Raw genomic sequence first — 22,449 nt, forward strand, 5'->3', positions numbered from 1 at the left:
CAGAAGGGCGTTCTCCGACAGTGCGCGTCGACCCGGGACTGCACGAGCAATTCACGGATGCGGCGGCGGGTCTTGTTCGTCCTTCGCGTCCCCCGTCTTGGGCTCGTCCTCCTCGTGCAACTCGCCCTTCTTGCGGCCCGAGAACATGGTCCACCAGACGATGCCGATGAACAGGAGTCCGGCCGCGAGGGCTTCAAGCAAAATCAAACCCATGAGAAATGGACTCCAGTGGCTGGTTGGGCTCGCGATCGTAGCAACGCTGGCCGGCTGCTCCGTCGGGCCGCGCGTGCCCGACACCCCCGCCCGCCCCCCCGTCGTGCAGCCGCCGCGCGACCTCGGCCCCCTCACCGGATCGATGGCGCATCCCAAGAGCCGCTGGGTGCCCGTCGGCTGGGCCGAGCTGCCGGGCTTCGGCGAGGACCCGCTGCACGAAGCCTGGATCGCGCTGGTGGCGAACTGCTCGCGGCCCAACGCCGCCTTCGCGCCGCTGTGCCGCGAGGTGCGCCAGCTCGCCATCGCGACCCTCGACGAGCAGCGCCAGTGGATGACCCAGCGGCTGCAGCCCTACCGCGTCGAGTCGCTGGCCGGTTCGAGCGAGGGCAAGCTCACCAGCTACTACGAGCCGGTGTACGAGGCCTCGCGCGTACCGACCGCGCAGTTCAACGTGCCGCTCTACCAGGTGCCCGCGGGCTTCGTGCCGCGCCGTCCCTGGTACACGCGCCAGGAGATCGAGACCCTGCCCGAGGCCCAGGCCGCGCTGCGCGGCCGCGAGATCGCCTGGATGGCCGACCCCATCGACGCGCTGATGCTGCACATCCAGGGCTCGGGCCGGCTGCGCCTGACCGAGCCCGACGGCTCGCAGCGCACCGTGCGCATGGCCTTCGCCGGCACCAACGAGCAGCCCTACCGCAGCGTGCAGCAGTGGCTGATGTCGCAGGGCGTGAGCCGGGTCAGCCGCTGGCCCGACGACACCAAGGCCTGGGTGGCGCAGAACCCGCAGCGCGTGTCGCAACTGCTGTGGAGCAACCCGCGCTACGTGTTCTTCCGCGAGGAGGACCTGAACGAGGTCGACGCCGCCTTCGGCCCGCGCGGCGCCCAGGGCGTGCCGCTGACCGCGGGCCGCTCGATCGCGGTCGACCGCGAGAGCATCCCCTACGGCACGCCGGTGTGGCTGGCCTCGGCCGGCCCGTCGGCGCAGCTGCAGAAGCTGGTGGTGGCGCAGGACACCGGCAGCGCCATCGTCGGCGCGGTGCGCGCCGACTACTTCGCGGGCACCGGCGCCGATGCCGGGCGCTTCGCGGCGAGCATGAACCAGTCGCTGCGCCTGTGGGCGCTGTGGCCGAAGCAGCTGCCGCCGCCTTGACTCCGCGCGGGGCTCGATGCCTCGTCCATTCATCGGGGGCTCGAAGCCCCCTTTTTTTCGTCCGCATCTGGATGCCGGGAGCCGTCGCATGGCGGCATCGTGACAACCACAAAAACACAGGTCGAATGAACCTGAACGGAAGCTGACCAATTCACGGAACTGTCATTCGTTCTGCCTAACTTCGCGGGCTGGTTACTTTTCCAACCCACGAGAAAGACAGCGCGCATGACCGCACCTACCCGCGACGACCCTTCGTACGATCTCGACGACGTCGGCACCAATCCCAGCAAGAACCCGTCGTTCAACGACCTGATCGCTTCGCGCCTGAGCCGCCGCCATCTGTTCGGCCTGGGCGTCGGCACCGCCGGCACCGCGCTGCTGCAGGCCTGCGGCGGCGGCGGTGGCGGCGGCGGGTTCCTGCCCATCGTCCCGCCCCCGCCCGCACCTCCGCCGCCCGCGCCTCCGGCACCGCTGAAGCTCAACTTCAACCCCGTGGCCAAGAGCCTCGCCGACGTGGTCACCGTGCCCGCCGGCTACACCGCCAGCGTGCTCTTCCGCCTGGGCGACCCGATGGCCGCCGGCGTGGCCGCGTACAAGAACGACGGCACCGACGATCCGGCCACCTACGACCGCCGCGCCGGCGACCACCACGACGGCATGACCTTCTTCGGCATGAACGGTTCGAACAAGTGGGACGCCGCCAACGCGACGCGCGGCTTGCTGGTGATGAACCATGAAGCGATCACGCCGCTGTTCCTGCATCCCAATGGCCAGACCGTGGTCGGCGGCGTGCGCACCGTGGCCGACGAGGTCAAGCGCGAGTTCTACCTGCACGGCGTGAGCGTGATCGAGGTCAACAAGAGCGGCAACAGCTGGAGCTACAAGCAGGACTCGAGCTTCAACCGTCGCGTCCACACGCTGACCGAGATGACCTTCTCGGGCCCGGCCGCCAAGACCGACTACCTGAAGACCAAGTTCTCGACCGACGGCAGCAAGACCCGCGGCACGCTCAACAACTGCGCCAACGGCACCACGCCGTGGGGCACCTACCTGACTTGCGAAGAGAACTGGGCCGGCTACTTCCGCCGCACGGCAGGCATGGCCAACGACGACAAGAACCGCACGGCCAAGGAACTCAAGTCGTTCAGCCGCTACGGTGTTGCCAGCGCCGGCCGCGAACTCTGGGCCACCGTCACGCCCGACACCGCCGACAACCAGTACGGCCGCTGGAACACCGAGGTGCTCGGCGCCAGCGCCATCGCCGACTACCGCAACGGCCACAACACCTATGGCTGGGTGGTCGAGATCGATCCCTTCAACCCCTCGAGCACGCCGAAGAAGCGCACCGCGCTCGGCCGCTTCGGCCACGAAGGCGCCTGCCTCGGTCCGGTCGTGGTCGGCAAGCCGCTGGTCTGGTACATGGGCGACGACTCGCGCAACGAGTACATCTACAAGTTCGTTTCGACCAAGAACTGGGACGCGGCAGATATCGGTGGCGGCATGGCCGCCGGCGACAAGTACATGGATGACGGCCGCCTTTACGTGGCGCGCTTCGATGCCGACGGCACCGGCAAGTGGCTCGAGCTCAAGCTCGGCGTCAACGGCATCACCTCGAGCAACACCAACTACGCCTTCGCCGACGCGGCCGACGTGGTGATCAATGCCCGCCTGGCCGCCGATTCCGCCGGCGCGACCAAGATGGACCGCCCCGAGTGGACCGCCGTGAACCCGAAGAACGGCGACGTCTATGTGACGCTGACCAACACCAACGACAGCGCACGGCCCATCGGCCAGACCAACGGCCCCAATCCGCGCTTCTACAACGACATCAAGAACAACACGCAGAACCAGAAGGGCAACCCCAACGGCCACATCGTGCGCTTCGCCGACGACAACGCCGACCCGGCGGCGCTGAGCTTCAAGTGGGACGTTTACCTGTTCGGCGCGCGCTCCACCGCCCCGGTCGACGTCAACGTGTCGCAGCTCTCGGCCGACAACGACTTCTCGAGCCCCGACGGCATGTGGTTCAGCCACGCCGCCCCGGGCCTGCTGTGGCTGCAGACCGACGACGGTGCCTACACCGACGTCACCAACTGCATGCTGCTGGCGGCATTGCCGGGCAAGCTCGGCGATGGCGGCGCGAAGGTGATCACCAACACCGACGACGCGACCCCTCCCACCACGCGCACGCAGAACACCTTCGTGGGCAAGGCGCCCGGCACCCACGGCCTGCGCCGCTTCCTGGTGGGACCGAAGGACTGCGAGCTGACCGGCATCGCCGAGTCGGGCGATGGCCGCGCGCTGTTTGTGAACATCCAGCACCCGGGCGAGACGCCGCCGCCGAACAACACCGGCACCACGGACCCGACCAAGTACGGCAGCCACTGGCCGCAGGGCGGCACCGCCCGCCCGCGCTCGGCCACGCTGGTGATCACGAAGGACGACGGCGGCCTGATCGGCCTCTGAAACCCCGTACCGCGGACCGGCCTCGCCGGTCCGCGCATGGGGCTCCCGAGTGGGAGTGACACGCGGATGTCGTCACATCCGCGTGCGCGGTGTCATGGCCTTGTCATGTGCGATGCACGTCGTCGTCACAGTAGTTAACTAAGGTTCGCGACTGACCGGCAGCGGAGAGAAACAGAGGCTGCACGGTCATCCCACGACACCCCACGACAACTCGGGAGAAATCCATGTCCGATTCCACCAAGGCGCAGTCCGGCGCCTCGCGCCGCCACGCCCTCAAGCTGCTGAGCGCAGCACCGATGCTGCCGCTCGGCGGCGTTGCCTTCCTGACCGCCTGCGGTGGTGGCGGAGGCGGCGGCGGCTTCCTGCCCATCGTTCCGCCCCCGCCCGCACCGCCGCCGGCTCCCGCCGCGCAGTTCGTCTCGGCCGAATTCATCGGCATGCCGGCCCCCTCGCTGGCCAATCCCGCCGCCATGGCGACCACCACTGTCGGCTCGACGCTCAAGGTCTCGTTCGACAACGGCAGCTCCACCGAATACCGCCTGGCCTACCACCCCTTCTTCCAGACTGGCGACATGGTGCCGGACGGCAAGGGCGGCAAGATCCTGGCGGGCGGCTACTACGACATCAAGAACCAGCCCATCATCGACCGTTCGTTGGCCGACCCGACCAAGGACCGCCAGTTCTTCTCCGACGCACCGGACGGCAGCTCGCTGCTGAGCCTGCCCAACGCCAACGTGCCCGGCATCAAGGGCAAGCCGGTGTTCGCGGTCGTGCAGTTCGAGTACATGACGAAGAACCTGAAGGGCGAGGGCACCTACGGCCAGTTGCCTTCGCCGATCGCCGTGCTCACGCTCGACCAGGATCAGACCACTGGCAAGCTCGAACTGGTCAAGTACCACAACGTCGACATGTCCAGCGCCCACGGCCTGTGGATCACCTGCGGCGCGAGCCTCTCGCCCTGGGGCACCCACCTGTCGAGCGAGGAGTACGAACCCGATGCCTTCACCGCCTCGACCAGCGCGCAGTTCAAGGGCTACAGCAAGAACGTGTTCGGCGACGAGACCACGGCCCGCGCCTACCACTACGGCCATCTGCCCGAAGTCACCGTGAATCCCGACGGCACCGGCAGCGTCAAGAAGCACTACTGCCTGGGCCGCATCTCGCACGAGCTGATCCAGGTCATGCCTGACAACCGCACCGCGCTGATGGGCGACGACTACACCAATGGCGGCCTGTTCATGTTCGTGGCCGACAAGGAGAAGGATCTTTCGGCCGGCACGCTGTACGTCGCGAAGGTTGGCACCGGCTTCTCGATCGACCCCGCCGCTGCGGGCGCCGCACTGACCTGGATCCGCCTCGGCCACGCCACCAGCGCCGAGATCGAGGCCTTCGCCAACACGCTGCTGCCGACCGACATCATGGACGTGAAGTTCACCGATCCGGCCAATGCCTCCTACACCCAGATCTTCGCCGACGGCGTCAAGCAGTGGGTCAAGCTGGTGCCCGGCATGGAGAAGGCCGCCGCCTTCCTCGAGACGCACCGCTACGCCAACCTCGTGGGCGCCAGCATGGCCTTCACCAAGATGGAAGGCACGACCGTCAATGCCAAGGACAAGATTGCCTACTCGGCACTGGCCAACATCCAGTCGTCGATGGTCAAGGGCAACGCCGCGTGGCGCTCGGATCTGAACGTCACGGTCGAAAAGGCGCTCGTGGCCGGCGGCGTGATGGCTCACAACCTGACCGGTGGCCAGAAGGACACCGGCGGCGCCGTGATCAACAGCGATTGGGTGCCCGTGAAGACCAAGGCCCTGATCGTGGGCGAGGACCTCGACCCGGCCGACAGCCTCGGCAACAACGCCAATGCGGACAAGATCGCCAGCCCCGACAACATCAAGTTCTCGGAAAAGATGCGCACCCTGTTCATCGGCGAGGACAGCGGCAACCACGTCAACAACTTCCTGTGGGCCTACAACGTCGACACGAAGAAGCTCTCGCGCATCCTGTCGACCCCGACCGGCGCCGAGTGCACGGGCCTGCACGCGGTCGACGAGATCAACGGCTGGACGTACATCATGAGCAACTTCCAGCATCCGGGCGAGTTCATCAAGACCGCCAGCAGCGACGTCAAGAAGCTCGAGACGCTGATCAAGCAGAACTACAACCAGGGCTACAGCGCCGTGGTGGGTTACCTCACGGCCGATCCGGCGCAGCCGAAGCTCTCGAAGTAATCGGCCCTGCCGAAGTGATCAGGACGGCGCTGTCGGCAACGGCAGCGCCGTTTTGTATCGCACCTGCTTGAGCGCAAAGCTCGAGCGGATCTTCTCGATCCCCGGGATCGGCGTGAGCTGCTCGAGGATGAATTTCTCGAGCGCCGCCATGTCCGCCACCGCGATGCGGATCAGGTAGTCGCTGTCGCCGGTCATCAGGTAGCACTCCATCACCTCGTCGTGCTCGGCGATGCGCTGCTCGAAATCGGCCAGCGACTGCTTGCTCTGCGTCGTGAGGCTGATCGAGATGAACACGTTGAGGCCCAGGCCCAGCGCCTTGGCGCTCGCGAGCGCCACGTAGCGGTCGATCACGCCCTCGGTCTCGAGCAGCTTCACGCGCGCGAGGCAGGGCGAGGGCGACAGGTGCACGCGGCGCGCGAGTTCCACGTTCGACAGCGCGCCGTCGCGCTGCAGTTCGTCGAGGATGCGCAGGTCGATCGCGTCGAGTTGCATGAAATGCCGTGATCTGAAGGATTGGCGGCATTTTATGCTGGTGAGCCGTCAAGATGCGGGCTGCAGCAGTAGCCAATTCTTTTCATGGCGGCTTAAAGTGCCGGCATGAACGCCCCGATTTCCGCCGACCAGATCCGTGCCCTGCTGCTCGACGAGGCAGCGCTGTCGCACGACCCCGATCCCGCCGAGACCGCCGAATGGCGCGAGTCCTTCCTCGCGCTGGCGCAGGTCCACGGGCCGCAGCGCGCGCGCCAGATGCTCGACGAACTCGCGCGGCTCGCGCGCCAGCAGCGCATCGGCTGGCAGCCGGAGCTGTCGACGCCGTACGTCAACACCATCGCGGCCGAGGACCAGCCGCCGTTCCCGGGCGACCTCGCCGTCGAGGAGAAGCTGGCCTCGCTGATGCGCTGGAACGCGCTCGCGATGGTGGCCAAGGCCAACCAGGCCTATGGCGAGCTCGGCGGCCACATCGCGAGCTATGCGAGCGCGGCCGACCTGTTCGAGACCGGCTTCAACCATTTCTTCCATGCGCGCAGCGCGGCCCATGGCGGCGACCTCGTGTTCTTCCAGCCGCACAGCGCGCCGGGCGTCTATGCGCGCGCCTACCTCGAGGGGCGCCTGAGCGAAGACGACCTCGCGCATTACCGCCAGGAACTCACTGCGCCCGCCTTCGTCGACGGCAGCGGCGCGCGCGGCCTGTGCAGCTACCCGCATCCCTACCTGATGCCGGACTTCTGGCAGTTCCCCACCGGCTCGATGGGCATCGGCCCGATCAGCTCGATCTACCACGCGCGCTTCATGCGCTACCTCTCGCACCGCAACCTGCTCAATTGCGAAGGCCGCAAGGTCTGGGGCGTGTTCGGCGACGGCGAGATGGACGAGCCCGAATCGATGAGCGCGCTGACCCTGGCCGCGCGCGAGAAGCTCGACAACCTCGTGTGGGTGGTCAACTGCAACCTGCAGCGCCTCGACGGCCCGGTGCGCGGCAACGGCCGCATCATCGACGAGCTCGAGAAGCTGTTCGCGGGCGCTGGCTGGAACGTGATCAAGCTGGTCTGGGGCAGCGACTGGGACGGCCTGTTCGCGCGCGACACCAGCGGTGCGCTGGCGCGCGCCTTCGCCGCCACCGTCGACGGCCAGATGCAGACCTTCGCGGCCAAGGACGGCCGCTTCAACCGCGACAACTTCTTCGGCCAGAACCCCGAGCTCGCGCGCCTGGCCGAGGGCATGACCGACGAGCAGATCGACCGCCTCAAGCGCGGCGGCCACGACCTCGTGAAGATCCATGCCGCCTATGCCGCGGCCGCCGCCCACAAGGGCCGGCCCACCGTGATCCTGGCTCACACCAAGAAGGGCTACGGCATGGGCAGCGCGGCCCAGGGCAAGATGACCACGCACTCGCACAAGAAGATGGGCGAGGTCGACCTGATCGAGTTCCGCGACCGCTTCGACCTGCCGCTGAGCGACGCGCAGGCCGCCGCCATGGACTTCTACCGCCCGGCCGAGGACAGCGCCGAGATGCGCTACCTGCGCCAGCACCGCGAGGCGCTCGGCGGCGCCATGCCGCGCCGCGAGACCGCCTGCGAAGCGGTGGCCAAGCCCGACCTCGCGAACTACGCGCAGTTCGCGGTCGCGGCCGCCGGCAAGGAGATGAGCACCACCATGGCCTTCGTGCGCCTGCTGGGCAACCTGCTCAAGGACAAGGCGCTGGGCCCGCGCATCGTGCCGATCGTGGCCGACGAGGCGCGCACCTTCGGCATGGCGAACCTGTTCAAGCAGGTCGGCATCTATTCGAGCGTGGGCCAGCGCTACGCGCCCGAGGACATCGGCTCGGTGCTGAGCTACCGCGAGGCCACCGACGGCCAGATCCTCGAGGAAGGCATCAGCGAGGCCGGCGCCATCGCGAGCTGGACCGCCGCGGCCACCAGCTACAGCGTGCACGGCCTGGCGATGCTGCCGTTCTACATCTACTACTCGATGTTCGGCTTCCAGCGCGTGGGCGACGCGATCTGGGCCGCGGCCGACCAGCGCGCGCGCGGCTTCCTGCTCGGCGCCACCTCGGGGCGCACCACGCTCGGCGGCGAGGGCCTGCAGCACCAGGACGGCAGCAGCCACCTCGTGGCCGCGACCATTCCCAACTGCAAGGCCTACGACCCGGCCTACGCGGGCGAGATGGCGGTGATCGTCGATGCGGGCATCCGCGAGATGATGGTCGAGCAGCAGGACGTGTTCTATTACGTCACGCTGATGAACGAGAACTACGCGCAGCCCGACGTGCCCGCGGGCGCCGAGGCCGACATCCTGCGTGGCTGCTATCGCTTCGGCACTTACGCGCCGGCATCGGGCAAGGCAAAGAAGAAGGTCACGCTGATGGGCTCGGGCGCGATCCTCACCGAGGTCGTGAAGGCCGCGCAACTGCTGGCCGACGAGGGCATCGAGGCCGAGGTGTTCAGCGTCACGAGCTGGAGCGAGCTCGCGCGCGACGGCCTGGCCTGCGAGCAGCGCGCCATCGCGGGTGACGATGCGGGCGAGTCCTTCGTCGCGCGCCAGCTCGGCCAGGGCAAGGCGCCGATCGTGGCCGCCACCGACTACGTGCGCGCCGTGCCCGAGAGCATCCGCGCCTTCCTGCCCGCGGGCCGCCGCTACCTCACGCTGGGCACCGACGGTTTCGGGCGCAGCGACACGCGCGCCGCCCTGCGCGGCTTCTTCGGCGTCGACGCGCAGAGCATCGCGAAGGCCGCGCGGCACGCGCTGGGCTGACCCGCCGCACCGGCCGGCCACGCCGAAAGTGGCCGGATCCGTGGGGTCGTTGTCGTTGCGGCCAATCGCGGCGCGCATGACACTGCCGGCATGCAAACGCCGCGCGCCATCGCCTGCACGATCTACCCCGATGTCCAGGTGCTGGACGTCACCGGTCCGCTTCAGGTGTTCGCTTCGGCCAATGTCGAGCTGCAGCGCCAGGGCCGACCGGCCGGCTATTCGCTGCACCTGCTGGCCGACGCGGTGGGGCCGGTGGCCTGCTCGGCCGGCTTCTCGCTGCTAGCCGAGGCCGCGCGCGAGGACCAGGACCCGGCGCGCTTCGACACCGTGCTCGTGCCCGGCGGCTGGGGCGCCGAAGCCCAGCTGCGCAACGCGCCGCTGCTGGCCTGGCTGCAGCGCGCCGAGCCGCGCGTGCGCCGGCTCGGCTCGGTCTGCTCGGGCGCGCTGATCCTCGCCCAGGCCGGCCTGCTCGACGGCCGCCTCGCCACCACCCACTGGGACAGCGTCGAGGCGCTGCGCACGCGCCATCCCGCGGTCGAGGTGGCGGCCGACCGGCTCCACACCTACGACCCGAGCGGGCGCGAGGGCGACGGCCATGTCTTCACCTCGGCCGGCGTCACCACCGGCATCGACCTCGCGCTGGCGCTGGTCGAGCACGACCTCGGCCGCTCGATCGCGCTGGCGGTGGCGCGCCGGCTCGTGATGTTCCTGCGCCGGCCCGGCGGGCAGGCGCAGTTCAGCCGCTTCCTCGCGCCCGAGGCCACGCATGCGCCCCGGCTGTCGTCGTTGCTCGAATGGATTCCGGGCCAGCTCGCGGGCGATCTCTCGCTCGAGGTGCTGGCCGAGCGCGCCTGCATGCCGCCGCGCACCCTGAGCCGTGTGTTCCGGCGCGAGCTCGGCATGACGCCCGGCCACTATGTCGAGCGCGTGCGCGTCGAGGCCGCCTCGGCATTGCTGGCCCATGCGCAGACCTCGGTGTCGACCGTGGCGCGGCTGTGCGGCTTCGGCCATCCCGAGACGCTGCGGCGCAGCTTCCACAAGCACCTCGCCGTGAGCCCGCAGGCCTTTGCCGAGCGCTTCGGCGCGGGCGCGCCGCGCACCGGGAGTTGAGCGATGCAGCTGCTGCGCAATCCCGCGATCCGGCTGCTGTTCCTCGGCCAGGCGCTCTACTGGTCGTGCTCGATCATCGGCATCACGCTGACCTCGGTCGCGGGCCTGCGGCTCGCGCCCTGGCCCGCGCTGGCCACCCTGCCGCTCGCGCTGCTGGTGCTCGGCAACCTCGCGGCCGTGTCGCCGCTGTCGATGTTCATGCAGCGGCGCGGCCGCCGCCGCGGCCTGATGGGCGGCGCGCTGCTCGGCGTGGTGGGCGGGCTGGTCTGCGCCACGGGCCTGGGGCTCGGCAGCTTCGCGCTGTTCTGCCTTGGCGCCGCCTGCATCGGCGGCTATCAGGCCTCGGCCGGCTTCTACCGCTATGCCGCGCTCGAGGCCGTCGAGCCGCGCCACAAGGGCCGCGCCGCCGCGCTGGTGGTCGGCGGCGGTGTCTGCGCGGCGGTGTTCGCGCCCGCCATCGCGGTCTGGACGCGCAACGCGCTGCCCGTGCCCTTCGCGGGCGCCTACCTCGCGATCGCGGTGCTCGCGCTGTGCGGCGTGGTCGCCATGTCGAGGCTGCGCGAAGGCGCCGCGCCGCCGGCCGTGGCGCGCGGCTGGGCCCAGATGCGCGCGCTGCTCGCGCGGCCGATGCTGCGCGCCGCCATCCTCATGACCGCCATCGGCCACGGCCTCATGGTGCTGGCGATGAACGCGACCCCGCTCGCGATGGACTTCTGCGGCTTCTCCGCCGCCGCGGCCGCGCAGGTGATCCAGTGGCATGTGCTCGGCATGTTCGCGCCGGCCTTCTTCGCCGGTGCGCTGGTCGACCGCTGGGGCAGCCGCCGCGTCGCGATGCTGGGCTCGGCGATCCTCGCGACCAGCGCCGCGGTCGCGCTCTCGGGCCAGGACTTCGCGCACTTCCTCGCGAGCTCGCTGCTGCTGGGCCTGGGCTGGAATCTGATGCTGATCGCCGGCACCACGCTGCTGGCCGAGGCCCACGCCGAGCACGAGCGCGGACCCGCGCAGGCGCTGATGGAACTGAGCAACGGCACCACGGCCGTGCTGATGTCCTTCGGCTCGGGCGCGTTGCTCGCGGGCGTGGGCTGGACCGCGATCAACCTCGCGATGCTGCCGCTGCTGGCGTTCGCGTTGACGCTGCTGTGGCTCAACGCGCGGCCGGTGGTGGAGCGGGCCTAGATCGCTTGTTGGACCGGTCGCGCGGGCCAGTCCGCGGGCGGCGCGATGACTTCGAGCGCCTGCAAGGCGAATGTCTTGCGCGGCGTGCGGTTGCGCAGCCGAGCTTCGCGCACCTTGACTCTGGCGCGGACATGCCGATGCAGAGGAGCCAGTCCCTCTTGCAGCGAGTGCTCCATGGCGGCACGCGTCACCGTGCCGACCACCACGCTCCGATCGCCATGCAGGCGCAGTTCGAAGCGCGACGAATACTCGGCCCAGCCGATGACCTCGCCTTCGAGCATCTCGACGCGGTCTTCGATGGTCATCGCCTCGGCGCGTTGGCGTGCGCGTCGAACGGCTTGCGTCGAGAGTTCGAAGTCCCGCTCGCCTTCGACGAGGCGAAGACTGGCGCCCTCGTCGTCGAGCAGCTTGAAGAACTCCTGCAAGGTACCGAGCTGGCGGTTGTCCACGTCCGCCGAGGCTTCGTCGAACAGGGCGTCGTCCGCCGCCGCCATGCGGGACAGGGTATCGGCCACGTGATCCACGGCGTCCTTGAGCGGTGCATCGCTGCTGGCGGGTTCGCTGCCCTGCAGCACGAAACCGAACGAGCCGCGTACCACGTCGGTGACCAGCAACTGGGTGTCGTCGCTCATCGGCACGCGGCCACGCGAAGAGAGCGGACCTGTCTCGGCGGCCGCATAGCGCTGACTCACGAGCTTCTGAAACTTGCCGATGGCCTGCGTCCCGAACGACGCCTTGATGCCATTCGAGCCCACGACCGGGCGCCCCCCAAAGAACAAGGCCACGCCGACGGGCGCGTTCGTGCCTGCTTCCGACAATTCGGTCAGTTCCTTTTCGAGGCGCGCGACGCGCTGGGCATATTGATGCACCGCGATCGGATCGTCGTGCGCCTGCCCGTCTGCCAGCAGCTGACGAACCTGCGCCAGGTCAGCCTGCAGGAATTGCTTCTCAAGTTGAGCCAGCATTCGGTTCTCCTTGGTGCATGAGTCGATCGAGCATCACACGGGCGGAGTGATCGTCGGAATCCATGGGCAACTGCAGCATGCCTTTCCACAGGGCATCGCCGCGGCGATGAGAAAACAAACCATACCAATAGCGCGTCTGCTGCACCAACCGCTCCGGTGAGGTGGTCAGGTTGATGATGCTGGTGTCGCAGTGAAACCCCTGCTTGCAGCGCTCGTGATCGAAGAGATCGGGGCGCTCGTCCATTATCCGATTGATCTCCGTCTTGCTCATTCCCTGCGGCGGGTAGGCGAAGCTCACGACATCGATGTCCCGAGGAGGGCGACCTTCGCGTGCCTCGATATCCTCGACGAAACTGCCATCGAGCCACTGAAAGCCTTCGACGAACCCGATGCCGCGGAGTTCGGCGCGATAGCGCAACAGGCCGTCGAGGATGGTGCATCGCGCCGTGCCGATCGCGAAGCGCTGCACCATTTCGCAGGCCGACACCAAGTAAGGCGAGCTGTGCGCGCCACTCAACCGCTCGCCCTCGAACGGCGGCAGCACGTGCGAATGATTGAAGGTCGGAATCACGAGCGGCAGCATAGCGAGCGGTCCCTACGGCGCCACTCGACGCGCAGGAAATGCCCGCGGGAAATGCGCCGAACTGCGCGCTTGCCTTCATCCACATGCGATGGCATCCCGCCGGCGGGCCTGCGTTAGAGTCGCAGCCCATTCATGACCGCCCGCTTCCAATCGCTCGCCCCCGCCGTCCGCCTGGCCGACCAGGTGGCCGATGCGCTGGCGGCCGAGGTGCGCAGCGGTCGCTTGTCCGAGGGCGACCGGCTGCCGACCGAGTCCGCGCTGGCCGAGCAGTTCGGCGTCAGCCGCACGGTGGTGCGCGAGGCGGTGTCGCGGCTCAAGTCGCTCGGGCTGGTCGACTCGCGCCAGGGCAGCGGCGTGTACGTGCGCGCGGCCGGGGTCGAGCCGCTGCGCTTCGAGATGCCGCACGTGGCTTCGCGCGAGGCGGTGATCCAGATGGTCGAGCTGCGCCGCGCGCTCGAGGCCGAGGTGGCGGCGCTGGCGGCCGAGCGCCGCACGGCCGAGGACGTGCGCCGCATCCGCGACGCGATCGCGGCGCTGCATGCGGCCGTGGCCGTGGGCGGCAACGGCGCCGAGGAAGACGTGCGCTTCCACCGCGCCATCGCCGAGGCCGCGCGCAACCCGTTCCTGATCGGCACCCTGCAGTACCTGCGCCAGTTCCTGCACGGCGCCACCCGCGTCACGCGCGCCAACGAGGCGCGTCGCGCCGACTTCGCGCGCGAGGTGGCGCAGGAGCATGCGCGCATCGTCGAGGCGATCGAGGCCGGCGATGCGCTGCGCGCGCGCGAGGCCGCCAAGACCCACATGGACAACGCGATCCGCCGCATCGAGCAGGCCGACCCGGCCTTCTGGCAGCAGGAGGGCGCGCAGCTCGCGCGGCCGCTGGTCGAGGGGCTGCAGGAGAGCGGCGCGGCCAGCAAGGGGCGGCGCAAGAAGGCCTCCTGAGGGGCGGGCTGGAATTCGGTGCGAGACAAAGTCATCTCAAATTTGTATGATGACCTGACAAATAATCCAGCCCCTTCCTTCCATGACCACTTCCTCCCCTCCCGTCGTCGGCCTCGTGGGCCTCGGCGCCATGGGCGCCGGCATGGCGCAGTCGCTGCGCCGCGCGGGCCATGCGCCGCACGTGTTCGACCTGCGCCGCGAGGCCGCGCAGGCCTTCGCGCGCGACGGCGGCACCGCCTGCGACACGCTGGCCGCGCTCGGCGCCGCCAGCGACATCGTGATCTCGGTCGTCGTGAACGCGCAGCAGACCGAGGCGGTGCTGTTCGGCGACGCCGGCACGCCGGGCTGCGCGGCCTCGATGAAGCCCGGCAGCCTGTTCGTGATGTGCTCGACGGTCGACCCCAACTGGTCGGTGGCGCTCGAGGCGCGGCTCGCGACGCTCGGCCTGCTCTACCTCGACGCGCCGATCTCGGGCGGCGCCGCCAAGGCCGCGAGCGGCCAGATGACGATGATGACCGCCGGCACGCCCGCGGCCTACGACAAGGCCGGCGGCGTGCTCGACGCGATGGCCGCCAAGGTCTACCGGCTCGGCGACAGCGCGGGCGCGGGCAGCAAGGTGAAGGTCATCAACCAGCTGCTGGCCGGCGTGCACATCGCCGCCGCGGCCGAGGCGATGGCGCTGGGCCTGCGCGAGGGCGTGGACCCGGCCGCGCTCTACGAGGTCATCACCCACAGCGCGGGCAACAGCTGGATGTTCGAGAACCGCATGGCGCACGTGCTCGCGGGCGACTACACGCCGCTGTCGGCGGTCGACATCTTCGTGAAGGACCTGGGCCTGGTGCTCGACGTGGCGCGCGCCAGCAAGTTTCCGCTGCCGCTGTCGTCCACCGCGCACCAGATGTTCATGCAGGCCTCGACCGCGGGCCATGCGCGCGAGGACGACAGCGCGGTGATCAAGATCTTCCCGGGCATCGAGCTGCCGGCCGCGAAAGGAAATGCCTCGTGAGCGAACACAGGACCGTCGACACGCCGCTGCTGCGCATCGGCTACGAGGAATGGAACGCCGCCGGCGCCGCCACCGTGGTGCTGGTGCACGGCTGGCCCGACAGCCCGCGCGGCTGGCATGGCGTGGCCGCGCGCCTGGCCGCCGCCGGCTGGCGCGTGCTGCTGCCCGCCCTGCGCGGCTTCGCGCCCACGCGCTTCCTGCACGCGGACACGCCGCGCAGCGGCCAGCTCTCGGCGCTGGGCCGCGACCTGCTCGACTTCATCGATGCGCTGGGGCTCGAGCGCCCCGCGCTGGTCGGCCACGACTGGGGCGCCCGCGCGGTGGCGAATGCCAGCGGGCTGCGCCCCGGCGTGGCGAGCGCGCTGGCGCTGCTGTCGGTGGGCTACGGCACCAATGCGCCGGGCCAGCCGGTGCCGCTCGAGCAGGCGCGCAACTACTGGTACCACTGGTACATGGCCACGCCGCGCGGCGAGCGCACGGTGCACGACGACCGCCTCGCCTTCACGCGCATGATGTGGCGCACCTGGGGCCCGCCCGGCTGGTACGACGAGGCCGAGTTCGACACCACCGCCGCCGCCTTCGAGGGCGAGGACTGGGCTCGCGTGGTGGTGCATTCGTACCGCCATCGCTGGGGCTACGCGCCCGGCGATCCGCATTACGCGGCCGACGACGCGGCGCTCGATCCCGCGCCCGTGCTGTCGGTGCCCACGCTGGTGCTGCACGGCGCGGCCGATGCGTGCAATCATCCGGACAGCTCGGCGGGCAAGGAGCGCTTCTTCAGCGGCCCCTACCGCCGCGAGCTGCTGGACGGCGTGGGCCACTTCCCGCAGCGCGAGGCGCCCGAGGCGGTGGCCGATGCGCTGCTGCGCTTCCTGCCGGCCCTCTGACCCACTTGCGAACGACCACCGAGACAAGACGACCATGAACATCCTCATCACCGGCGGCTGCGGCTTCCTCGGCGCGCGCCTCGCGCGCACGCTGCTCGCCCAGGGACCGCTGGCACTGGCCGGCGCCGCGCCGCAGCCCATCGAACGCATCGTGCTGGCCGACCGCGTGGCGCCGCCGGCCGATCTCGCGGCCGACGCGCGCGTGCAGTTCCTGCAGGGCGACCTGCTCGAGCAGGCGCACAGCGGCACGCTGCCGATCGCGGGCAGCCAGCTCGTGTTCCACCTGGCGGCCGCCGTCAGCGGCGAATGCGAGGCCGACTTTGACCTCGGCATGCGCAGCAACCTCGACACCACGCGCGCGCTGCTCGAAGCCGCGCGCCGCGCCGGCCATGCGCCGGTGTTCGTGTTCTCGAGCTCGGTCGCGGTGTTCGGCGATTCGCCCGAGCAGCGGCTGCCGGCCCTGATCGAGGACACGACGCTGCCCACGCCGCAGAACAGCTACGGCATCCAGAAGTTCGTCGGCGAGCAACTGGTGGCCGACTTCACGCGCAAGGGCTTCGTGCAGGGCCGCAACGTGCGGCTGATGACGGTGTCGGTGCGCCCGGGCCGGCCCAACGGCGCGGCCTCGAGCTTCCTCAGCGGCATGCTGCGCGAACCGCTCGCGGGCGAGCGCGCGCGCTGCCCGGTCGCGCCCGACACGCCGGTGGCGCTGGCCTCGCCCGGCAACACCATCGCGGGCATCGTGCGCGCGGCCACGGCGAGTGGCGCCGAGTGGGGCGCGCGCACCGCCATCAACCTGCCCGCGCTGACCACCACCGTGCGCGAGATGGCACAGGCGCTCGAGCGCATCGCCGGCACCGAGGCAACGAGCCTGATCGATTGGGAACCCGACGCGGCGATCGCGAAGATCGTCACGAGCTGGCCCAGCCGCGTGCATGCGGCGCGCGCCGAGGCGCTGGGCCTGAAGGCCGATGCCAGTTTCGACGCGATCCTGCGCGACTACGTGCGCGAGAACCCGCAGGCCGTGAAGCTCGCGGTGAAGGGCTGAGCGATGGCGAAACTGCTGCTCGGCTGCATCGCCGACGATTTCACCGGCGCCACCGACCTCGCCAACAACCTGGTGCGCGCGGGCATGCGCGTGGTGCAGACGATCGGCGTGCCCGAGGGCCCGCTCGCGGCCGAGGTGGATGCGGTGGTGGTCGCGCTCAAGTCGCGCACCATCGCGCCGGCCGAGGCCATCGCGCAGTCGCTCGAGGCGCTGCGCTGGCTGCAGGCGCAGGGCGCGCAACAGATCTACTTCAAGTACTGCTCGACCTTCGACAGCACGCCGCAGGGCAACATCGGCCCGGTGACCGAGGCACTGATGGAGGCGCTGGGCTGCGACTTCACGATCGCCACGCCGGCCTTCCCCGACAACAAGCGCACGGTGTTCAAGGGCTACCTGTTCGCGGGCGAGGTGCTGCTCAACGAGAGCGGCATGCAGAACCATCCGCTGACGCCGATGACCGACCCGAACCTGGTGCGGGTGCTGCAGGCGCAGTGCCGGCGCAAGGTGGGGCTGATCGATCACGCGGTGGTGGCGCGCGGCGCGGAAGCCATCGAAGCGCGCATCGCGCAGCTGAAGGCCGAGGGCGTGTCGATTGCGATCGTCGATGCGGTGTCGAACGACGACCTGCTGCGCATGGGCCCGGCGCTCGCGAAGTTGCCGCTGGTCACCGCGGGCTCGGGCGTGGCCATCGGCCTGCCGGCCAACTTCGGCCTCGCACCCTCATCGCAGGCCAGCGCGTTGCCGAAGGCCGGCGGCCGCACGGCGGTGGTGTCGGGCAGCTGCTCGCTGGCCACCAACCGGCAGGTGCTCGACTTCATCGGGCGCGGCGGCGCCGCATTGGCCATCGATCCGCTGCGCATCGCGGCCGGTGTCGACGTCGCGGCCGAGACGCTGGCCTGGGCCGCGCCACTGATCGACAAGGGCCCGGTGCTCGTCTACTCCACGGCGGAAGCCGGTGCCGTGAAGTCGGTACAAGGCCAACTGGGCGTGGAAGAGGCCGGCGCGATGGTCGAGCGCACCATCGCGGCGATCGCGCGGGGGCTGGTCGAGCGTGGTGTGCGCCAGCTCGTGGTGGCGGGCGGCGAAACCTCCGGGGCCTGTGTGCAGGCGCTCGGCATCGCGCAATTGCAGATCGGGCCGCAGATCGATCCGGGGGTGCCGTGGTGTCATGCGCGTTCCTCGTTGGCGCCGGACACCGGGGTGCATATCGCCTTGAAGTCGGGGAACTTCGGGGGGGATGATTTCTTTACCAAGGCGTTTGTGGTGTTGGGGTGATGCCTTGGGGTGTTGAAGGTCGGGGCGGGCGTGCGCCGATGGGGTACTCCCCTCCGCGAATGTCCCCCGCCTTCGGCTCCTCCTTAATTTCGCTGCGGGGAGTACCCCATCGACGCACGCCAGACGCGCAGCGCCTGATCGGCCGGCACAACCCGAGCGCCTCCGTGCACAGGGCAGTGGGTGCTTCCCGCAGCGAAATAAAGGAGGAGGCCGAAGGCCGGGGGACATTCGCGGAGGGAAGTACCCGCTGTCCTGTGCACGCGCCCCGACCGATCCAACCGCAGCAAACAAACATGACCGAAACAGAAGCAAGAGAAGAAATCTGCCGCACGGCAAAAAGCCTGTTCGACCGTGGCTACGTCCACGCCACAGCCGGCAACATCAGCGTGCGCCTGGAAGACGGTGGCTTCCTCATCACCCCGACCGATGCCTGCCTGGGCTTCCTCGACCCCGCTCGGCTCGCGAGGCTGGACGCGCAGGGCCAGCAGATCAGTGGCGACCGCGCCAGCAAGACCATCGCGCTGCACATGCGCATCTACGAAGCAGCGAGAGCTTTCGATGCCGATACCGCCTGCGTGATCCACACCCACAGCACCCACTGCGTCGCACTCACGTTGAGCGGAGCCAGCGACGAACTGCTGCCCGCCCTCACGCCCTATTTCGTGATGAAGGTCGGCCACGTGCCGCGCATCCATTACCACCGCCCGGGCGCGCCCGAAGCGGCGGCCGAGGTCGCGCGGGTCATCGCGCAGCGCGGCGCGGCCGGCGTGCCGATCCGCGCCGTGATGCTCGACCGCCTCGGCCCCAACGTGTGGCACGACACCCCCGCCGCCGCGATGGCCGTGCTCGAGGAACTCGAGGAGACCGCCAGGCTCCACCTCATGACGCGCGACCATGCCACGCCGCCCGCACCGCTGTCGCCCGAACAGATCGCCGAACTGCGCGTGACCTTCGGCGCGCGCTGGTGAATCCGTTCGAGACCACAATCGCCAGAACCTACAAGAGACACGCCATGCCACGCTTCGCCGCCAACCTCTCGATGCTCTATCCCGAGCTGGACTTCCTCGACCGCTTCGATGCCGCCGCGAAGGACGGCTTCGAGGCCGTCGAGTACCTGTTTCCCTATGCCTTCTCCAAGGAAGATATCGTCGCGCGCCTCAAGCACAACGGTCTGCAGCAGGTGCTCTTCAACGGCCCGCCCGGCAACTGGGAGGGCGGCGAACGCGGTCTGGCCTGCCTGCCGGGGCGCGACGCCGAGTTCCGCGAAGGCATTGCCAAGGCCATCGACTACGCGGTCGCGCTCGACTGCCCGCGCATCCACGTCATGGCCGGGCTGGTGCCCGAGGGCCTCACGGCCGATGCCGTGCAGCAGGTGTACGTCGACAACCTGCGCTGGGCCGCCGAGGAGGCCGCGAAGGCCGGGCGCGATGTGCTGATCGAGCCGATCAACACGCGCGACATCCCGCGCTTCTTCCTCAACCGCCAGGACCATGCGCATGCTATCGTCGAAAGCATCGGCGCGCCGAACCTCAAGGTGCAGATGGACCTCTACCACTGCCAGATCGTCGAGGGCGACGTCGCGATGAAGATCCGCCAGTACCTGCCCACCGGCCGCGTCGGCCACATCCAGATCGCCGGCGTGCCCGAGCGCCACGAGCCCGACATCGGCGAGCAGAACTATCCCTACCTGTTCCAGGTGATCGACGAGGTGTCGGCGCAGACCGGCTGGCAGGGCTGGGTCGGCTGCGAATACCGGCCGCGGCGCGGCAGCGAGCCCGGCGGCACTTCGGCCGGGCTGGGCTGGCTGCGTGCGTGGCGAGAGGCGCAGTGAAGCTCGAGGCACTGCGCATCCCGAAGCCGCTGCGCGGCTTCGCGTCGGAGGCCGAGCTGTTCGACCTGGTGCTGGACGGCGACCGCGTGGCCTCGGTCGCGCCGAGCGCGCGGCAGGATTCGGCGCGCGGCATCGTGCTGAGCGCCTGCGTCGACGCGCATGCGCACATCGACAAGAACTACACCGTGCAGGAAGTGGGCGCGGCGCAGGGCAACCTGTTCGCGGCCATCGAGCGCATGAACGGCCACCGTGCCGGCTGGACCGCCGACTCGCTGCACCCGCGCATGGAGCGCGCGCTCGAGGACGCCTGGCGCAGCGGCACGCGCGCGCTGCGCACCCACCTCGACTGGGTGCAGCCCGAGGCGCCGGTCTCGCTCGCGGTGTTCGAATCGCTGCGCGAAGCCTGGCGCGGCCGCGTCGAGCTGCAGTTCGTCTCGCTCACGCCGCTCGACCTGTTCGCCGATGCCGAGGCCGGCGAGCGCATCGCGCGCGAGGTGGCGCGCGCGGGCGGTGCGCTCGGCGCCTTCGTCTACCGCAACGAGGCCCTGCTGCCCAAGCTCGACCGCGTGTTCGAGCTCGCGCACAAGCACGGGCTGTCGCTCGACTTCCATGTCGACGAGGGCCTCGATGCCGACGCCAGCGGCCTGCGCGCCATCGCGCAGCTGGTGCGTGCGCGCGGCTTCGCGGGCCGCGTGGTCTGCGGCCATGCCTGCTCGCTCTCGGTGCAGGACGATGCCGTGGCGCACGAAACCCTGGCGCTGTGCGCGGGCGCGGGCCTGCACCTGGTCGCGCTGCCCACCACCAACCTCTACCTGCAGGGCGCCTGGGACCGCACGCCGGTGCCGCGCGGCATCACGCGCATCCGCGAGGCGGCGGCACGCGGCTTGCGTGCGAGCCTGGCGACGGACAACGTGCAGGACGCCTTCTATCCCTATGGCAGCTACGACCTCGTCGAGACCTTCGGCCTCGGCGTGCAGGTGGCGCACCTCGCGCCGGCGCTCGACTGGATCGACAGCATCACGCTCGCGCCGGCGCGGGCGCTCGGGCTGGCCTGGGACGGTCGCATCGCCGCGGATTGTCCGGCCGACCTGGTGGTGCTGGCCGCCACCGACGAACACGAACTCATCGACCCGCGCGGCCGCCGCCGCAGCGTCATCCGCGCGGGCCGGATCCTGGAGCACACCGCATGAGCATGGGCAAGCCGATGGCCAACTATGCCGCCGCCAAGCGCGTCGGCGATTTCGTCTACATGAGCGGCGTGGTCGCCGTCGACCCGGCCACGCGCCGCGCGGTCGCCGGCTACGACGCCATTCCCGAGGCCGGGCGCAGCGCGCTGCAGGGCCTGGGCTACGCCACCGGCCAGATGTCGGTCGACGTGTTCGAGGCGCCGATCGTGGCGCAGAGCTGGTTCGTGCTCGAGCGCATCCGCCAGATCGCGGCCGAGCACGGCGGCACCATGGAGGACGTGGTGAAGCTGGTGCAGTACTTCCGCCACCTGCCGCACTACGCCTTCTACAACCGCGTGCGCGGTTTGTTCTACCCGGGCGAGCCGCCGGTCAGCACGGTGGTGGAGGTGTCGCGCTTCCTGCCGGGCGACGAGGTGCTGGTGGAGGTCGAGGCCACCATGTACCTGCCGGTGCGCGCTACCTGACGCCCGCGCCCTTGAACAGGAACGCCGTCACCTGCTCGACCAGGTAATCGCGGTCCTGCGCGTCGCCGTGCTGCGCGGTGTTGCGGAAGTACGCGGCCTGGGTCGCATGGTCGGCGTAGAACTGTGTCACGGCCCAGATGTGGAACAGCACCAGCATCGGGTCGGCCTCGTCCATCAGGCCCTGGTCCATCCAGTTGCGGATCACGGCGGCCGCCTGGTCGGTGCGCTGCTTGCTCGTGTCCATCAGGGGGTTGAGCACCGGCGCGCCGCGCAGCATCTCGGCCGTGAAGATGCGCGAGCGCAGCGGGTGCTCGAACGAGAATGCCATCTTGCGGCGGATCAGGTCGCCGAGCACCTTGCGCGGGCCCAGGGCCTCGTCGTCGAAGCCGAACACCACGATCCAGTCGGTGAGGATGTCCTGCAGGATCTGCCGGTACAGCGCCTCCTTGCTGTCGATGTAGTAGTGCAGCTGCGCCTTCGAGAGCCCGGCCTTGTCGGCGATCGCCTGCGTCGAGGCGCCGGCCAGGCCCTCGCTCGCGAACACCTCGATCGCGGCCTGGTTGATCACGCCGAGCACCTGCGCGTACTTGCGCGAGCGCCCGCGCGTGGCGGGGCCCTCGGCGTCCTCGGTGGTGTCGACGGCGGTGGTCCTGGCCATGCGCG

The 22,449-nt window shown here is 69.7% G+C and carries 20 protein-coding genes; 15 read left to right on the forward strand and 5 right to left on the reverse strand.

The window, feature by feature from the left end:
• Window positions 1-51 precede the first annotated feature (51 nt).
• Window positions 52-213: a hypothetical protein gene (locus AC07RM_RS11560; protein WP_177239500.1), complete on the reverse strand. Its 162-nt coding sequence runs from the start codon at window positions 211-213 to the stop codon at window positions 52-54.
• Here AC07RM_RS11560 and mltA point away from each other — a divergent pair.
• The 3 genes from mltA (at window position 212) to AC07RM_RS11575 (ending at window position 6,060) form a co-directional block, all read left to right on the forward strand.
• Entirely contained in the window at window positions 212-1,363 is a 1,152-nt protein-coding gene (gene mltA, locus AC07RM_RS11565) for a murein transglycosylase A (RefSeq protein WP_490877462.1), read from the forward strand. The two genes, AC07RM_RS11560 and mltA, sit on opposite strands and share 2 nt — an antisense overlap.
• Before the next feature lie 225 nt (window positions 1,364-1,588).
• Window positions 1,589-3,829: a PhoX family protein gene (locus AC07RM_RS11570; protein ID WP_495334516.1), complete on the forward strand. Its 2,241-nt coding sequence runs from the start codon at window positions 1,589-1,591 to the stop codon at window positions 3,827-3,829.
• 224 nt (window positions 3,830-4,053) lie between these two features.
• On the forward strand, window positions 4,054-6,060 hold the full coding sequence (locus tag AC07RM_RS11575; protein WP_495334517.1) for a PhoX family protein: 2,007 nt from the start codon (window positions 4,054-4,056) through the stop codon (window positions 6,058-6,060).
• Between the two features lie 18 nt (window positions 6,061-6,078).
• Here AC07RM_RS11575 and AC07RM_RS11580 read toward each other — a convergent pair whose 3' ends face one another.
• Complete coding sequence (locus tag AC07RM_RS11580; RefSeq protein WP_057595886.1) at window positions 6,079-6,552, reverse strand: Lrp/AsnC family transcriptional regulator; 474 nt, start codon at window positions 6,550-6,552, stop codon at window positions 6,079-6,081.
• Window positions 6,553-6,657: 105 nt separating this feature from the next.
• On the opposite strand from AC07RM_RS11580, the gene mdeB reads away from it, so the two are divergent.
• From mdeB to AC07RM_RS11595, 3 genes are all read left to right on the forward strand, one after another.
• Window positions 6,658-9,312 (forward strand): alpha-ketoglutarate dehydrogenase, encoded by a 2,655-nt coding sequence (gene mdeB, locus AC07RM_RS11585; RefSeq protein ID WP_495334518.1) that lies wholly within the window; start codon window positions 6,658-6,660, stop codon window positions 9,310-9,312.
• Window positions 9,313-9,402: 90 nt separating this feature from the next.
• Window positions 9,403-10,422, forward strand: coding sequence for a GlxA family transcriptional regulator (locus AC07RM_RS11590; protein WP_495334519.1), 1,020 nt, complete (start codon window positions 9,403-9,405; stop codon window positions 10,420-10,422).
• A gap of 3 nt (window positions 10,423-10,425) precedes the next feature.
• Entirely contained in the window at window positions 10,426-11,598 is a 1,173-nt protein-coding gene (locus AC07RM_RS11595) for an MFS transporter (RefSeq protein WP_495334520.1), read from the forward strand.
• Here AC07RM_RS11595 and AC07RM_RS11600 read toward each other — a convergent pair.
• Together AC07RM_RS11600 and AC07RM_RS11605 are read right to left on the reverse strand one after the other, a co-directional pair.
• Window positions 11,595-12,563, reverse strand: a complete 969-nt coding sequence (locus AC07RM_RS11600; protein ID WP_495334521.1) for a hypothetical protein — start codon at window positions 12,561-12,563, stop codon at window positions 11,595-11,597. The two genes, AC07RM_RS11595 and AC07RM_RS11600, sit on opposite strands and share 4 nt — an antisense overlap.
• Window positions 12,547-13,146 carry a DUF6932 family protein gene (locus AC07RM_RS11605; RefSeq protein ID WP_495334522.1) on the reverse strand — a complete coding sequence of 200 codons (600 nt, stop codon included), beginning with the start codon at window positions 13,144-13,146 and terminating at the stop codon, window positions 12,547-12,549. The genes AC07RM_RS11600 and AC07RM_RS11605 overlap by 17 nt, the downstream gene beginning before the upstream one ends.
• 132 nt (window positions 13,147-13,278) lie before the next feature.
• On the opposite strand from AC07RM_RS11605, the gene AC07RM_RS11610 reads away from it, so the two are divergent.
• From AC07RM_RS11610 to AC07RM_RS11650, 9 genes are all read left to right on the forward strand, one after another.
• Window positions 13,279-14,088, forward strand: coding sequence for a FadR/GntR family transcriptional regulator (locus AC07RM_RS11610; RefSeq protein ID WP_398500563.1), 810 nt, complete (start codon window positions 13,279-13,281; stop codon window positions 14,086-14,088).
• A gap of 82 nt (window positions 14,089-14,170) precedes the next feature.
• Complete coding sequence (gene ltnD, locus AC07RM_RS11615) at window positions 14,171-15,094, forward strand: L-threonate dehydrogenase (RefSeq protein ID WP_495334523.1); 924 nt, start codon at window positions 14,171-14,173, stop codon at window positions 15,092-15,094.
• Window positions 15,091-15,981, forward strand: a complete 891-nt coding sequence (locus AC07RM_RS11620) for an alpha/beta fold hydrolase (protein ID WP_495334524.1) — start codon at window positions 15,091-15,093, stop codon at window positions 15,979-15,981. Before ltnD ends, AC07RM_RS11620 begins: the two co-directional genes overlap by 4 nt.
• 34 nt (window positions 15,982-16,015) lie before the next feature.
• A complete protein-coding gene (gene denD, locus AC07RM_RS11625) occupies window positions 16,016-17,029 on the forward strand; it encodes a D-erythronate dehydrogenase (protein WP_495334525.1) in 1,014 nt (337 codons plus the stop codon).
• Window positions 17,030-17,032: 3 nt separating this feature from the next.
• Entirely contained in the window at window positions 17,033-18,304 is a 1,272-nt protein-coding gene (otnK, locus tag AC07RM_RS11630; RefSeq protein ID WP_495334526.1) for a 3-oxo-tetronate kinase, read from the forward strand.
• Between the two features lie 293 nt (window positions 18,305-18,597).
• Entirely contained in the window at window positions 18,598-19,272 is a 675-nt protein-coding gene (locus tag AC07RM_RS11635; protein ID WP_495334527.1) for a class II aldolase/adducin family protein, read from the forward strand.
• A gap of 44 nt (window positions 19,273-19,316) precedes the next feature.
• The gene (gene otnI / locus AC07RM_RS11640) at window positions 19,317-20,135 is read left to right on the forward strand and encodes a 2-oxo-tetronate isomerase (protein ID WP_495334528.1); all 819 of its coding nucleotides are present in this window, start codon (window positions 19,317-19,319) and stop codon (window positions 20,133-20,135) included.
• Complete coding sequence (locus AC07RM_RS11645) at window positions 20,117-21,325, forward strand: amidohydrolase family protein (RefSeq protein ID WP_495334529.1); 1,209 nt, start codon at window positions 20,117-20,119, stop codon at window positions 21,323-21,325. Before otnI ends, AC07RM_RS11645 begins: the two co-directional genes overlap by 19 nt.
• A complete protein-coding gene (locus tag AC07RM_RS11650; protein ID WP_057595876.1) occupies window positions 21,322-21,786 on the forward strand; it encodes a RidA family protein in 465 nt (154 codons plus the stop codon). The genes AC07RM_RS11645 and AC07RM_RS11650 overlap by 4 nt, the downstream gene beginning before the upstream one ends.
• On the opposite strand, the gene AC07RM_RS11655 is transcribed toward AC07RM_RS11650, so the two are convergent.
• Entirely contained in the window at window positions 21,779-22,444 is a 666-nt protein-coding gene (locus AC07RM_RS11655) for a TetR family transcriptional regulator C-terminal domain-containing protein (protein ID WP_495334530.1), read from the reverse strand. The genes AC07RM_RS11650 and AC07RM_RS11655 overlap by 8 nt on opposite strands.
• Between the last annotated feature and the right edge of the window lie 5 nt (window positions 22,445-22,449).

Source organism: Variovorax sp. GW821-FHT09B05 (genome assembly GCF_059418265.1).